The sequence below is a fragment of the Exiguobacterium sp. s95 genome (genome assembly GCF_018618655.1).
Taxonomy (GTDB): domain Bacteria; phylum Bacillota; class Bacilli; order Exiguobacteriales; family Exiguobacteriaceae; genus Exiguobacterium_A; species Exiguobacterium_A oxidotolerans.
Genome location: NZ_JACSMM010000001.1, coordinates 145,932 through 159,884, shown reverse-complemented (window position 1 = coordinate 159,884; position 13,953 = coordinate 145,932). Strand labels below are relative to the sequence as shown.

Here is a 13,953-nt window from a genome sequence, read left to right as displayed (position 1 = left end):
TGGATTTGCCCGTTGTTTTGATTCGTTATACCACGTCGTGTGCGACCGAAGCGACACACCACTTGTCTTTTAATTGCGCAATCCGTTGTTTTCCTTCATAGGAATTCATCCAAAGATTCATGACATCCAGGACTTCCGTTTGCCGATCTTGAATGAGATAACTTTTTTCGGCCGGAATCCATTTTTCCTTAATTTTCGGGGCACCTAACCGGACATCAAGCGATGCGTAATAAATCGCTTCGACGGTATCCGTGATCATGACATCCACTTCTCCCGTCGCGACTGCCGCCGGAATCGCCAAATTATCCGCATACATAACGATATGCGCCTGATCGAACGTCTGCCGGACAAACTGTTCATTTGTGCCGCCCGGATTCAGGCCGATTGTCACATCGGGACGATTGATTGTTTCGATTGACGTCAATACATCGAGATCGGAAGCGCGGACAAGAGGTGTCTTTTGAAACGATAGATAGCTTTTCGTGAAGTCGCCGACGATCTCCCGTTCGATGTTCTTCGTGACGCCGCCAACGACCATATGGAATTTCCCGGCACGTAAGTCACGTGTCAGCGTCCCCCATGTCGTCGGGACGAATTCGACTTCCAATCCGGCTTTCTCGGCAAACGAGCGGATGACGTCGATATCGAACCCTTCATATTGATTCGTCTGACGGTTCAAGTACGTAAACGGTTTATAATCTCCGGTCGTTCCGACGACGATCTTTTTCGTCGTGAAGACGTTTTGTTTCCCGACACTGAACGAACCGGTGACATCTTTTAATCGTGTTGCTGCCAATAGACCAGAAAGCAACAGACTTCCTCCAAGTGCTAATCCTCTTTTATTCACTCTGCTCGCTTCCTCTCTCTGTCTGACGCTTTTTTCTGTGTAATACTCAAAACAGTATCATATTGCGTTATGTTATCCAAGATTTTTTTTGATTATTTCGTCAAATCGGTTCCATTCGATGCGTTGTGCCAAGCCCTCTCGATTGCATTCCGGCTTACCGTTCTTCCATAATAAAAAAGAATCAATTAGCGAAATGGAGGAATGTAAGATGAGTAAAGTATTCATTATCGGAGCGAACGGGAAAGTAGGACGGCACGTCGCCAAACAATTGAGTGACTCAACTCATGAAGTCCGTGTCGGTCTGCGGTCACCTGACCAGTTTTCTGACTTTGAAGCACTCGGACTGACTCCTGTCCTGCTTGATCTCGAGCAGAACATGGCATCGATCCAGGACGCACTCGGAGATAGCGACGTCGTCATCTTCACAGCGGGATCCGGCGGACACACCGGTGCCGATAAGACGATGTTGATTGACTTAGACGGTGCCGCTAAATCAATCGCGGCAGCAGAGCAACAAGAAGCGAAACAATTCATCATGGTCAGTGCCTTGAACGCCGACTCGCCGGAAACTTGGTCTGACAGCATGAAACCGTATTATGTCGCAAAACACTATGCCGACCGGTTGTTACGTGACAGCAAACTCAACTATACGATTTTGCGTCCCGGCGGTTTATCGGACGACGCCGGAACAGGTGCCGTCACGACTGATCCATCTGATGCGGAGACAAAATCGATTGCCCGCGAAGATGTCGCAACCGTCATCGTTGCTTCAATCGGACAAGAAGCGGTATCCCGTCAAACGATTACACTCCTCGAAGGCGATACACCCATCGCTGACGTATTTGCATAAAACAAAAAACGAGCGACCCCGATTCCGGAGGTCGCTCGTTTTTTCATGACGCTTGTTTCACTTCAACGATGTGTGCTTGTTCGCGACGGATTGCCGTTACAATCAACGTAACGCCTAACGTCACAATTAAGATCATTACCAGGTTAAAGGCATACTGCGAGATATCTCCATCAAAGTAAATTAATCGTGTCAGTCCTGCGACTGCATTCGGGACGGGAAGAAACTGACCGAGCGACTGATAGAACGGTGCGAGCATCGATGGTGGCACGATATTTCCTGCCGTCATCAACTGGAACGGAATCAACGCGACGTTGACGAGCGGTGCGATTGGTCCAAATATCGCAAAGTTCATTTGCGTGACACTGATACAGGCTGCTGTTAATAAGACTTGGAATCCCCAGACTTTTAAAAAGGATGCTGCACTATCCGAGAACAAGAAGGCAATCGTCACCATGACGAGTGGAACGACGACAAGAACGATGCCATGCAACAATTGTTTACTCCAAAAGAGCGACCACTTTTGATGTTGCTTCTGAAGAATTTGTGTGACGAGATTAAACTGAATCCCCATCGTCATGACAGCGATGTAAATGACGAAGCCAAGGATGATCGGTAACATCGACGTCGAGAATTCTGACACGTGATGTTCGATGATGATATCGGATGTGAACGGGACGTCTCCATTCAGTTGATTGACGATTTGTCCCGCTCCCTGTTTCAAGATTCCATTAGCAAACTCTGCATTGGCCTGATTGACGTGGAACGTCAAGCGCTGTTCATTCGTCAAATCCGCGACGAGGACCATTTCGACATCCCCCTGGTCAAGTTGCTTCAGTCCAGCTTCTGTTGAATTGACTTGCAAGACGGTAAATGGACTTTCAGCTTTAAACTGTTGATAGAAATTTGCCGAGCCTTGATCCGCTACGACCGCGACGCGTAATTGATCCAGTCGTTCCGTCGCACCCTGGTACCCTGTCATCCAGATGACGAGGAAGAGAACCGGTACGACGAGGGCGAACATGAGCCCGACTTTCGTTTGTGTGATTGCAAATACGTCTTTCATTGTCTTCATTTTTGTATCCCCTTTTTATGTGCATTGCTTATAATAGCATGTGCAACTATTAAACCAAAAAAGAAAACCACTCACGTCACATTTTTGTGAATGGTTTCAAGCGTCCGAATGAACTGTTCAATCTCCGCTTTTGTCAGTCCATGAAACGCTTGCTCTTGCAACGCATCAAGCGTCGGTTCAAGCAATTCAAGCACGTGGACACCCTCTTTTGTTGTCAAAAGAATGAACGCACGGCGATCTCTCGGATCAGACGTTCGCATGACGAACCCTTTTTTGACAAGCTTATCAAGAATCTTCCCAACTGTCGTTTGATCCCGTTCCGTCACGAGCGCTAACTGTTTTTGGGAAACACCTTCTTGCTTATGCAATTCACTTAAGACAGAGAGTTGTTCCGGTGTCAGACCGTGCACGTCCATCCGCTTCGTCGCCGCCCGTTTAAATGAATGATAGCTGCGCGACAGCTGCATGCCAAGCGACCAATCGACTTCCTTCACATGCTTCCCCTTCTTTCCGATAAATAGTTGCACTACTTATTATTTCGACTTACTCACTATACTGGTCAGGAAGAGGAGTTGTCAATGAAATTAAAATTAAACAATCATTCCGGTTTGTCTGCAGTTTTTGCTTTATCATTGTATGTTGAATTTCGATTTTTCAACCGTTCCATTGCAGTTAACACTTTTTCTAAGTCCGAAAGATCGTGTGGTGTATTTGGCGTCGTCAAAATGTGAGCAACTCTCCGATAAGCTAATTTTTTACCATATCCCATCAAAACATAAATGGCCCGTTTAAAATCCCCGTTTTCTTCCCAGTCGACATCACCATAAATTATCCGATAGTACGCATCTCGACTATGTTGAGGTGCATCGATGTCAATATAATCGATAGGTTCTTGATGAATAGCCATGCTCTCACTCCCTTTTCATTAACGTGTCTCACTTGATTTTTTACGACGTAAACGATTTTATCGATTCGATATGCGCGTCTTTAATCATTTGATCGACTTGAGACCGTTGCTTGAGCTCCTCGTAAACGTTATCGACTTGTGCTCGTGTCAAACGATTAACCGTCGCCAGTTTATTGATGGTCCGGCGTAACTCATTCCGCTTGATGACATGGACATGGCTCGAATCGACCGTGATTTTCTTCAGTTCGCACCGTTCACTGAAGACGATCAGTGATTTAAAAACATCTGCCTCAACCGTTTCAGACAAAAACTTTTGAAGACTCTTCAGGTGCTGTTCATTTTGTTTGATTGGATTGTAAAATCGCTGTTTAAAGCGATTCTTGAACATCTGTGTCCACTGACGGTCTGCTTCTTTCCCGAAAATCCAGCCGCTGTAGTTTTTCGATTCGAGGACGTAAATCCCGCTCTCATGAATGAACGTGACGTCGATTTCCGTCAGGCCTTTCCCCCGTGCTTTTGGTACATATGTATTGATGACAAACTTTCCGTATCCGTCGATCTTTTCTAGTTGGCGTGTCGTCAAATACTCGCCCCACAGCCCTTTGTCACGGACCGCTTTGAGGAATCGTTCTTGTGTTACTTGCTTATATGTACTTCGTTCAAATGAGCGGCGCCGTAAGTAATACAGACTTGAGAGCGTCACGACGAAACCAACGAACATGACACCACCTATGAGGACTAACAACGGAATTAACGATACAATGATTTTTTCCACTTTTTTCATTCCTTTCACCTAAAAAACCTTTATTTACCACTTATTAAGAATAAACGTATTCTTATGACTTTTCCACTATTTGTTACATGGTACAGTCTATGCTACGGTGAACAAAAGGAGGTGGATGCATTGATGGATGCTTTATTCACATGGTTGCCCGTCTTGTTTCTTGCCATCATCTGGCAATCAATTTCACAACAACTAGCCAAGCAACGGATCCAGCAACAGCAATTAACGAAGGAAATTAAACGTATTCAAATTCACCTTGGAATGCCGGAAGTAGATGCGGATGAGGTTAAACTCCAACATCAAGTTAAACACCTTCTTCAAGAGGATCAGATGGTGGAAGCTGTTAAACTAGTCCGAAATCAACTTGGTTATTCATTACTCGAAGCTAAGCAGTATGTCGATTCTCTTCATTTTGATTCATCAAACTAAAAAGACAGGCAAACCTTCCCTAAGTGAGTGGAAAGTTTGCCTGTTTAATTCGGTGGATAAATTATTTGCTTTACTTCAATTATTGTCATAATTTAAACATCATTATGAATTATATCCAAATGATAACGTGCTGACGATGAAACCAATCGTCGCAAAGATGAAAAACGTACAACACATCGTCAACAGAACCAACAACGGTTTTGGCAGCTGAACTTTTACTTTCCAAATTGCCACGAGGAGCAGGGCGTTCAGGAGTAGGAATCCGAATAAAAATGCAAACAGACCGAGCCGTTCCTTCATCATGAAGATTAAATCCATGTCATTCTTCCCTTCTTCGATCTGTCAGTCAAACGCATGAGCGATTACTTTCTTCAACCTATCCATTGTTACAAAAATATCCAAAAATGACAACACGATTGATTCTTTTCAAGCAAATGATAGACTTCCTTATATGTCAAACCCCAACCATTCTTATAAGCTTATGAATGTTTGCGTTAAATCAGGACGAATCTTTTTAAACTTGTAATTGCGCGTGTCTTATTCCCTAACAAGATCCAAAGCAGCTCGTTTTGCTCCTTGTGAAAAGTGAGCTCATCGGCTATTCGATTGAAGCGTCCATCCTCGACTCCTATGGGAAAAAGAAGCGCGGTTCGCGCTTCTGTCAGGAATAGGTAAGACCCGGCATGCGAGCATGAAATGCGGGATGCCGCAGCTTACCTTCCGCCCATGGAAAGCGAGGATGGCGGAAACATCCGTTTCAAGGATTTATCTGGGGATAATTTATGGATCAACCCTGCCGCCTTGCGCCTCGCCCGAGGAAAGCACGGGAAGAAAAAAGCATTTGCCCAGCAACTTTTCATAAAAAAACACCGTCCCCGTCAAAACGGAAACGATGCGTTAAACAGGTTTTAGTCACGCGCGGCTAAACGATACAATAAATCGAGTAACTCGATATACAGCCAGATGATCGTCACGATTAAACCGAACGCGGCGACCCATTCCATCGACTTCGGTGCCCGTGCCTCGACTTGACGCGAGATGAAATCGAAGTCCATCACGAGTGACAGCGAGGCGACAATGACGATGACAAACTGAATCCCGATCGCGAGCGGCGAGCTGCCTGTCATGAACGGGAGGTCGACACCGAACAAGGCGAGCAGGAAATTGACACCGTACAAGACGAGAATCGAGAGGATTGCTGCCGTGACAGCGGAACGGAACCGTTGTGTCACTTTAATCATGCCGGTCGTATAGACGAACCACATCGCGAACGATACGACGAACGTCGCGACGACGGCTTTTCCGACAATGCCTGGGTACATGCTTTCGAACATCAAGGAAATCGCTCCGACTGCGACCCCTTCGACCAGCGCATAGACCGGCGACAGGACAGGTGCCGTAGCCGGTTTAAAGGTGATGACGAGAGCAAGGATCAGTCCGAGGACGATCCCGCCAATCAAAGCCGGGAATAAAAATTGCGGATTCGCGGCTAAAAAGAACCACGTTCCTCCGGCAGCTGCCGTGACGAGGGCGAGCATTAAGAAAATCTTACTCATCGTCCCACTTTTCGTCATCGACCGTTCGCCAGCCCGTGCCGTCTCAAAACCTCGGCGCAGCGCTGGGTTAACTTTAAATCGTGATGCCATCTTGCGTTCACTCCTTTTAATTTCTCTGTGTCTTATTAAGAATCGTTCCCGAAAAAGTTTCAGCTTAACCAGCTATTTAAAGCACTCAGCTGGAACATGACGACGGGAATCGATTCTTTGGCAGAGACGAGGTGCGACGTCGCACGACCGATTTTTCCGCTCGTCACGAACGGTTCGTCCGTGAACCCTTCACCAATTGGACCGAATGGGTCGCTATCAATCAAGCGGTGCCAGTAGTGAACGAACTCTTCGTCATCGCCTCGCTTGATTTTACACCCGCTCTCGATGTCCGGACGCTCAATCCCATACTCGGCATAATGCCAGACCGTCGTCGCATCCCACGGTGAGCCGATATGCAGAATGTGACCGTCCGCCTCGATGAACCGTTCAATCGGTGATCCGGGACCGAATCCGTTCTCGAGCGTATGGTCAGCAACGAACTCTGCTGCTCCTTTGCCCCAGGCTGCGACCGACCACATCGGGTGGTCGCTGCGCTCGACATCCGGAAATGTCCGGAACAATTCCGGCACTTTGCCGACGCTCCGCGTCGGCGTCTTCCGTTTATCATACGCCGGCATTTCTTGACGGACCGTCTCCCACCATTCCTCCGGTACGGCAGGACGACTCCAGTTTTTCGGGTCCGAGTTATCGGTACTTTGTGTCGCCATCATGATCAAGCCCGTCTCGGTGACGACTTCCTGGACAGCTTCGATGACCGCTTGCGCCCCGCCCGGAACCCAGCCGATCTGTTTCATCGCACTGTGCACGAACACTTTCATCCCTGGTTCGACCCCGAGCTGTTTCAGGTCGCGGATTAAATCCGACTTCGTTACCATTTGATTGACTTCCATCCGTCTCACTCCTTATTCAACGACAAGCTGTATCGTCGAGCCTGTTTTTCCTTGCGTGACTTCAATTTTAGCATCGACCCGTGACTTCAGCTCCTGGACGTGGCTGATGATCCCGACCATCCGTCCGCTCGCTTGAATCGACAGTAACGTCTCGATCGCTTGTTCGAGCGACTCGGGGTCGAGTGTCCCGAATCCTTCATCGATGAACATCGTTTCAAGGGAAACGCCGCCACTCGCTTCTTGGACGACTTCCGACAGACCAAGCGCGAGCGCAAGCGACGCTTTAAAGCTTTCGCCACCGGACAATGTTTTGACATGCCGTGTCTGTGACGTATAAGCATCAAAAACATTCAGGTCGAGGCCATACTTCTTCAAGCCTTTACCGGCTTCCGTCTTCCGCTCGAGCTGGAAGCGACCTGACGTCATCTCCGTCAAATGGCGGTTCGCCGCCTGGAGAATCTCATCGAAGTACGCCGTCTGGACGTAGGTTTCGAACGTCATCCGTTGCGCATTTTCACCGACTCCAACCCGTGCCAGCTCCCCGATGATCCCGTACCGGGCGTCCTCGGCTTCAATCGTTTGTTGGAGCGTCGCCCAGGCATCGATCAGCTGTTTGACATGGATGTGTTCCTTCTCGGCACCGACACGTTGGTCTGTTGCTTCCGCCAAGCGTCCTTCCGCTGTTTCGACAAGCGTCCGTAAATGCGCGAGATCCGGACGTGCCGCGGCATTGATTTGTTGTTTCAAGCGTTCGAGTCCTGTCGCGACTTCCTGGCGCTTGACACGATCCGCTTCAAGCATCGCTGCGAGTTGTTGCATCTCCTGCCGGGACAATCGCGCCTGTTCGAATTGTTCTAACGTCTCAAAATGCTCTTCCGACAGGGCCTGTTCCAAGTCAGCCTTCGCTTGCGTCCGCGCTGCAACATGTGTCGTCGCCTCTTCGGTAATGTGTTGAAGGCGTCCCTGTCGTTCTGCGACTTCCCGATTGAGTTGATTTTTTTGTTGATCGACCATCGCCCGGTCGGTTTCATATTGTGTCTGTTTCGCCTGCAATGTCTGTTGTTCCTGTTCGAGAACCCCTTTCGACGCTGACGGCTCGCCTGCTTTCGTCAGCAATGCATCAAGTCGGGCAAGCTCAAGTTCGAGTTTCCCTTGTGCCGCGAGCTGCTGATCGATTTGACTCGTCAGTGTCTCAAGTTCTGTTTCGAGCGTCCGCAAGCGTTGTTCGAGCTGACGTTTTTTATCTTGTTGCTGTTTTTGTTCTGCTTCTGCTGCGACGAGGCGGTTGATTTCCGTCCGAATCAGATCGAGTTCCGTCGGCAGCGTCTGTTCTTGCCCGAGTGTTGCGATATCGTGCTCGAGTTGTCGTTTCCGTTCGACGATTGTCCGGTACGTCGCCTGTAATTCCTGGTGGGCCGTCTGCGCTTTTAAATACAGCTGATGCAACGCTTCGACGTCATCCAGCTGTGTCTTCACCGCTGGTTCCGGGTGCTCACGGCTCCCGCAAACGGGACACGCTTCCCCGTCGTGCAGATGTTCAGCAAGCTCGGACGCGAGTTGCATCCGTTCTTTGCGCCGTCCTTCCGCATAGGCCGTTTCCGCCGCTTCCTTCTCTTTCCGGACACGGGTCCCGCGTTCAATCAATTGTTGCCGTTCCGTTTCACTCCGTTGCCACTCGAGCCGCTTTTGTTCGAGAGTCTGAAGACTGAAGCGCCGTTCTTGTAACGTCAGTTGCGTGTCCGAGACGTCAGCCAGTGCCGCAAGTTCTGCTTGGATGCGGGTCCGTTCGGCACGTTTGGTCTCACGCTCTGTCAGCAATGTTTGCGGGTTCAGGCGTGCGACGTCCTCCGCCAATTTTTTTTGTTTTTGTTGCAGGTGTTCCTGTTCGCGCAGTTGCTTCAATTCCGTCTCGATTTGGTCGATCCGTCGGGCCCCGTCACGAATTTCTTGTTCGCGACTCGCTAACTGTTCCGCTTGACCGGTGATTTGGTCAAGACGTCCTTGCAACGTCGTCAGTTCTGACGTCAATTGCGTTTGCGCCGTCTCCAGGCGGACGACCGTCTGCTGCTCTGACAAGAAGGCATCGTATCGTCCCGTGATGGCCGCGGCACGTGTCGCAATCTCATACCGGTTCGCTTGTCGCGTGATGTCGGGTAACGTCACGGCGAGTTCTTGCTCGAGTCGCGACAGTCGTTCATGTTCGACGAAGGCATGTTCGAGTTGTTCCGCCTGGCGGAAGCGTTCGCTAACCTGATTGACGTCTTGACGCGCCTGCTGTTCGACTGTTTTGGCGGCAGTGATCGTTTCATCGAGCGACGCTAACAATTCATCCGTCACGCTCCGGATCGTCGTCTCATTTTGATTGACCCAATCAACTTCTAACGGCAATTCCTCCAGTTTTGCGAGCTGTTTCGTTTTTGTCTCTTTGATTGCGGCAGCAAGATCGAGTGCTTTCCGGTGCAAGCGTTGCTGGAACTCACCGTACTGCTCCGTCTTGAACAGTTGCTTCAGGATTTGCAGTTTGTCTTTTGACTCCGCCATCAACAGCTCCCGGAATTTATTTTGCGGCAACAGCAAAATTTGCGAAAACTGTTTATGGTCGAGTTGCAGCAGACTTTGAACCCGTTGCTTGACTTCGGGGATTTTGACGGCGAGCGGTTGCCACGCCGTCCCGTCGAACCGTGCCAGTTCTGCCTCGTGCGCATAGTCCGTTTTGTTGACGGGATGCGGTTGGCTCGGTTGGCGAATCACACGATAGCGTTCACCTTTCAGTAAAAATTCCAGTTCGACTTCCGTTTTGACATCAGGGCGCGCGAAATGACTCCGTAAATCCGTCATCTCCCGTTCGCCGCCTGACGTCTCCCCGTAAAGGGCAAACGTCAAGGCATCAAAAATCGTCGTTTTGCCGGCTCCCGTATTACCGGAAATGACGAACATCGTCCGTCCGGCGAGTGCCGTGAAATCAATCGTCTGTTCTTCTGCGAACGGGCCGAACGCCCGTAAGGTCAATCGTTCTGGCCGCATGTCGCTTCCTCCTCTAAGACGGTCTGCATCGCATCCGTCGGTCGTTTTTCCCGGACTGCTTCATAAAACTCACTGAATAAATCGGTTAGCGTCGCCGTCTTGACCTGGTCGCGCGATGCTTGGACGGATCGTGTGCTCTCCCTAGTAAAACCGGTCCGCTCGAGATGCAGGATGTTCGGATAAACTTTTTTCAGCTTACCCATCGGATCAATCAACGCTTCCGCGTCCGTCAAGTTGATTTTGATGTAGTCGTCCGTCGATTGTGTCGCGACGAACGTCGGATCCATCAATTCGGCAAGCGTTCCCGTCAACTCCCGTAAATCGCGTTTCGCGGCAATCGGTTCAAAGCGACGATCAAACGTTCCTGCATCATTGAGCGTCAAGATATCGACGCCTTTGACGTGACTCGCTTCCGAAAAGGAATACTTTAAAAGTGATCCACTGTACCGGATCGTCTCGGAACGGATCGCGAGCGGGTTATGTAGGTGACCGAGCGCCGTATAGGTGAACGGCGCAAACGTACTGGCACTGATTTGCCCTGCCGTCCCGACCGACAGTTGACGCTCCGAGTCGGTCTCAAGTCCACCGATGACGAAGGCATGACCGACGAGGACACTTGGTCCTGTAATCGTTAAGGGGTCGATGATTTTTCGCATCGCTTCGTCATGATTCCGAATCGTGTCGTCCTGATAGACGTAACGGACGATGGCCGGATCTGCGAACGGGACCGGATAAAACTTGACGCCTTTAATCTCGATCGGCTCAATCACCGGTGTTAATTTACCGGCGAGATGCAGACCTGACCGTTCGAGAAGGGTCGTCGCGAAACTGAGCCGTTCCGCCGAATCGTGGTTACCGCTGATCGCGATGACCGGAATCCCGCGGTCGAGGACGATGTCCGCGAGTGTTGCGTCGAGCAGTTCGACCGCCTCGGTCGGTGGGACGGCGCGATCATATAAGTCGCCCGCAATGACCACCGCGTCCGGGCGTTCCCGGTCGAGTAACGCTAAAAATGCTTCGAGCGCGGCCCGTTGATTTTCAATCATCGATTCGCCGTGGACGATTTTTCCTAAATGCCAATCCGCTGTATGAATCCATTTCATGTTTCCTCACCCTCACTTTACTAATATATTAAGTTCAGTTTAACACGTCTGAAACGGCAATGACGACTCTCGTCCGCGCATATGCTTCGAACCGGCATGCGTCTATAATCAAAAAAAAGACAGTAAAGACCGGACGCGACCGGACCTTACTATCCTTTACATTCCATGCATTCATTTCCTTAATGTTTGTGCCGCAACCGCTTGACAGAAGTGATGATGGAGACGGATCCTCCGATGATAGCACCGACTACAATTCCTGTCGTGAATTTTGAGCTCTGATGTTTGTTCGGTATATGGGCTGTTTGTTGTTGTTCGAAAATTTGGGTAAGAGGGGACGCGTCTGGTTCAACTTCGATCAGATGATTGGCATGTGCTTCAACATCTTCCCGTCGTTCGACGCTACAAGGTGACAGATAGAACGGATTTAAGTTCGTCCGGTACCGATCTGGATTCCAATTCGCCTGCTGAACCGGTTCAGCTGTCTGTTCTGTCCGCTTCGTCTGGTCCGATGATTGGACCACTTTATCGAATTCTTGTTTCATCCTAATCACTCCTCTTCGCTTTCAGTCTACCTAAAACGCCATTTTGTGTCTTGAAGTCTTATTTACCTCTTTTCAAAACATCTAAAACATATATTTTGAATGTTAGTTTGATTTTTTTGTGACTTTTTAACCAAAAAAGGCGTGATAGAGCTGTTTTGCACGGACGAGTTCCTGTTCCCCATGAATCAGGACGCGTCCGTCACGAAAGGCGACGAATCGATGCGTCTCCGTCTTAAAACTGAGTAAGTATGGATTTTTCGCGACGATACTGACGACCGGGCTCAGATTCTGTTCAAGACGTTCTAAGTCACGCGCCTCATCTCCACGGACCTGGACGGCGTCGCGTCCACACAATGTTGTAAACTGCACCGGCATGTGCGTCAAATACGGATAGGTCCGGTTCTCGCCGCAGGACGGGCATGATGCCTTCTTCAAAGACGCGACATTGATCCGGCTCTGTTCATTCGTCCAGACGTCGAACGCGAGCAATTCCCGCCGTAACGCGTCCGTCGCACCGACGAGGAGCTTCAAGGCTTCCGCGACTTGATACGCGGCGACGAGTTGAATCGCCGGACCAATCACCCCCGCCGTTTCGCACGTCGCTTGCCCGCGCGGTAAATGTTCGAGCAAACAATGCAGGCACGGGGTCTCGTCCGGGAGGACCGTATAGGTCATGCCGTAACTCCCGACGCACCCGCCGTAAATCCACGGAATTTTGTGTTGCGCTGCCACATCATTGATCAGCATCCGGATGTCGAAGTGATCGGTTGCGTCAAGAATCAAATCGACACCTGAGATCAATTGCGGTAATTCGTAACGCGTGACATCGGTGACATGGGCTATAATCTCGACTTCCTGATTGATGGCATTTAAGCGGCGCTCCGCCGCGATCGCTTTCGGGACATGCTGCGCGGCATCGTCCTCCGTGTAAAGGTGCTGCCGCTGGAGATTACTCCACTCGACGTAATCGCGGTCGACGATCGTCAGCTTGCCGATTCCGGCCCGGACGAGTTGTTCGGCACTTGCCGTTCCGAGTGCCCCCATACCGATGAGGAGAACATGTTTTTTTGTCAGCTCATCCTGTCCCGCCTGACCGATCGGACGAAACCGGGTTTGCCGTGAATAACGATCCGTCATCGACTCATCCCTGTCTCGGGACTACTCGCCGTCGCGTACCGTTTCTTTTCAATCCGTCCCGCTTCAAAGCCAAGTCGTCCCGCTTCGACGGCAAGCTTCATCGCTCGCGCCATCTTGACCGGGTCTTTCGCATGGGCGACAGCCGAATTAAGTAAGACGGCGTCTGCGCCGAGTTCCATTGCATAGGCGACATCGGTCGGTGAACCGATTCCTGCGTCGACGATGACCGGGACCGTCATCTGTTCGATGATGAAGCTTAAGGCCAGTGGATTAAGGATTCCTTGTCCGGATCCGATTGGGGACGCGGCAGGCATGATGGCGTGACACCCGAGTTCTTCCAGTCTTCGTGCCAACAACAGATCGTCTGACGTATACGGTAAGACGGTGAATCCTTCTTTTAATAATTCTTCCGATGCCCGCAACGTTTCGATCGGGTCCGGTAACAGCGTTTTATCACAGCCGATGACTTCGACTTTGACCATGTCGCACAGTCCGGACGCGCGGGCGAGTTTTGCCAGCCGAACCGCTTCTTCCGCTGTCTTCGCCCCCGCCGTGTTCGGTAATAAATGATACTGACTCAAATCAAGCGCCTCTAAAAAGTTCGGTTGACTCGCTTCGAAGATATCCATCCGGCGCACGGAAAAGGTCAGGATGTCTGCTCCCGATGCCTCGACTGCTTGCTGCTGTGTCGTCACGTCGGGGTATTTGCCCGTTCCGAGTAATAACCGCGACTGAAATGTCGTTTGACCAATCGTTAACAT

Annotated in this window: 15 protein-coding genes; 2 read left to right on the top strand and 13 right to left on the bottom strand. The window is 50.1% G+C overall.

Annotated features, from left to right (window positions below):
* Nucleotides 1–25: 25 nt before the first annotated feature.
* A complete protein-coding gene (locus KNP99_RS00825; protein WP_214769609.1) occupies nt 26–847 on the bottom strand; it encodes a transporter substrate-binding domain-containing protein in 822 nt (273 codons plus the stop codon).
* Nucleotides 848–1,055: 208 nt separating this feature from the next.
* Here KNP99_RS00825 and KNP99_RS00820 point away from each other — a divergent pair, with 208 nt between their 5' ends.
* On the top strand, nt 1,056–1,697 hold the full coding sequence (locus KNP99_RS00820) for an SDR family oxidoreductase (RefSeq protein WP_215192984.1): 642 nt from the start codon (nt 1,056–1,058) through the stop codon (nt 1,695–1,697).
* A gap of 43 nt (nt 1,698–1,740) precedes the next feature.
* Here KNP99_RS00820 and KNP99_RS00815 read toward each other — a convergent pair whose 3' ends face one another.
* The 4 genes from KNP99_RS00815 to KNP99_RS00800 form a co-directional block, all read right to left on the bottom strand.
* Nucleotides 1,741–2,769, bottom strand: a complete 1,029-nt coding sequence (locus KNP99_RS00815; protein ID WP_215192983.1) for a YhgE/Pip domain-containing protein — start codon at nt 2,767–2,769, stop codon at nt 1,741–1,743.
* A gap of 71 nt (nt 2,770–2,840) precedes the next feature.
* A complete protein-coding gene (locus tag KNP99_RS00810; RefSeq protein ID WP_215115174.1) occupies nt 2,841–3,263 on the bottom strand; it encodes a MarR family winged helix-turn-helix transcriptional regulator in 423 nt (140 codons plus the stop codon).
* Between the two features lie 104 nt (nt 3,264–3,367).
* Complete coding sequence (locus KNP99_RS00805) at nt 3,368–3,676, bottom strand: hypothetical protein (RefSeq protein ID WP_214767559.1); 309 nt, start codon at nt 3,674–3,676, stop codon at nt 3,368–3,370.
* 40 nt (nt 3,677–3,716) lie between these two features.
* A complete protein-coding gene (locus KNP99_RS00800) occupies nt 3,717–4,451 on the bottom strand; it encodes a nuclease-related domain-containing protein (protein ID WP_215192982.1) in 735 nt (244 codons plus the stop codon).
* A gap of 132 nt (nt 4,452–4,583) precedes the next feature.
* Between KNP99_RS00800 and KNP99_RS00795 the strand changes: the two genes are divergently transcribed.
* A complete protein-coding gene (locus KNP99_RS00795; RefSeq protein WP_215193044.1) occupies nt 4,584–4,889 on the top strand; it encodes a hypothetical protein in 306 nt (101 codons plus the stop codon).
* Nucleotides 4,890–4,991: 102 nt separating this feature from the next.
* Here KNP99_RS00795 and KNP99_RS00790 read toward each other — a convergent pair whose 3' ends face one another.
* The 8 genes from KNP99_RS00790 to KNP99_RS00755 form a co-directional block, all read right to left on the bottom strand.
* Nucleotides 4,992–5,207: a hypothetical protein gene (locus tag KNP99_RS00790; RefSeq protein ID WP_214767553.1), complete on the bottom strand. Its 216-nt coding sequence runs from the start codon at nt 5,205–5,207 to the stop codon at nt 4,992–4,994.
* 590 nt (nt 5,208–5,797) lie between these two features.
* Nucleotides 5,798–6,535: a Bax inhibitor-1/YccA family protein gene (locus tag KNP99_RS00785; RefSeq protein WP_088836843.1), complete on the bottom strand. Its 738-nt coding sequence runs from the start codon at nt 6,533–6,535 to the stop codon at nt 5,798–5,800.
* 59 nt (nt 6,536–6,594) lie between these two features.
* A complete protein-coding gene (locus KNP99_RS00780) occupies nt 6,595–7,386 on the bottom strand; it encodes an AAC(3) family N-acetyltransferase (protein ID WP_214769631.1) in 792 nt (263 codons plus the stop codon).
* A gap of 12 nt (nt 7,387–7,398) precedes the next feature.
* On the bottom strand, nt 7,399–10,410 hold the full coding sequence (locus KNP99_RS00775) for an AAA family ATPase (protein WP_215192981.1): 3,012 nt from the start codon (nt 10,408–10,410) through the stop codon (nt 7,399–7,401).
* Complete coding sequence (locus KNP99_RS00770) at nt 10,392–11,513, bottom strand: exonuclease SbcCD subunit D (RefSeq protein WP_214767539.1); 1,122 nt, start codon at nt 11,511–11,513, stop codon at nt 10,392–10,394. The genes KNP99_RS00775 and KNP99_RS00770 overlap by 19 nt, the downstream gene beginning before the upstream one ends.
* A 179-nt stretch (nt 11,514–11,692) precedes the next feature.
* Entirely contained in the window at nt 11,693–12,055 is a 363-nt protein-coding gene (locus tag KNP99_RS00765; RefSeq protein ID WP_215192980.1) for a hypothetical protein, read from the bottom strand.
* Between the two features lie 126 nt (nt 12,056–12,181).
* Nucleotides 12,182–13,192, bottom strand: coding sequence for a ThiF family adenylyltransferase (locus KNP99_RS00760; RefSeq protein WP_215192979.1), 1,011 nt, complete (start codon nt 13,190–13,192; stop codon nt 12,182–12,184).
* Complete coding sequence (locus tag KNP99_RS00755; protein WP_088836837.1) at nt 13,189–13,953, bottom strand: thiazole synthase; 765 nt, start codon at nt 13,951–13,953, stop codon at nt 13,189–13,191. Before KNP99_RS00755 ends, KNP99_RS00760 begins: the two co-directional genes overlap by 4 nt.

Bases quoted from the DNA above. Each gene is read 5' to 3' on its own strand.
- KNP99_RS00760 (WP_215192979.1), bottom strand. From the start codon at position 13,192: ATGACGGATCGTTATTCACGGCAAACCCGGTTTCGTCCGATCGGTCAG.
- KNP99_RS00820 (WP_215192984.1), top strand. From the start codon at position 1,056: ATGAGTAAAGTATTCATTATCGGAGCGAACGGGAAAGTAGGACGGCAC.
- KNP99_RS00815 (WP_215192983.1), bottom strand. From the start codon at position 2,769: ATGAAGACAATGAAAGACGTATTTGCAATCACACAAACGAAAGTCGGG.
- KNP99_RS00805 (WP_214767559.1), bottom strand. From the start codon at position 3,676: ATGGCTATTCATCAAGAACCTATCGATTATATTGACATCGATGCACCT.
- KNP99_RS00790 (WP_214767553.1), bottom strand. From the start codon at position 5,207: ATGGATTTAATCTTCATGATGAAGGAACGGCTCGGTCTGTTTGCATTT.
- KNP99_RS00795 (WP_215193044.1), top strand. From the start codon at position 4,584: ATGGATGCTTTATTCACATGGTTGCCCGTCTTGTTTCTTGCCATCATC.
- KNP99_RS00775 (WP_215192981.1), bottom strand. From the start codon at position 10,410: ATGCGGCCAGAACGATTGACCTTACGGGCGTTCGGCCCGTTCGCAGAA.
- KNP99_RS00765 (WP_215192980.1), bottom strand. From the start codon at position 12,055: ATGAAACAAGAATTCGATAAAGTGGTCCAATCATCGGACCAGACGAAG.
- KNP99_RS00780 (WP_214769631.1), bottom strand. From the start codon at position 7,386: ATGGAAGTCAATCAAATGGTAACGAAGTCGGATTTAATCCGCGACCTG.
- KNP99_RS00770 (WP_214767539.1), bottom strand. From the start codon at position 11,513: ATGAAATGGATTCATACAGCGGATTGGCATTTAGGAAAAATCGTCCAC.
- KNP99_RS00755 (WP_088836837.1), bottom strand. From the start codon at position 13,953: ATGTTAACGATTGGTCAAACGACATTTCAGTCGCGGTTATTACTCGGA.
- KNP99_RS00785 (WP_088836843.1), bottom strand. From the start codon at position 6,535: ATGGCATCACGATTTAAAGTTAACCCAGCGCTGCGCCGAGGTTTTGAG.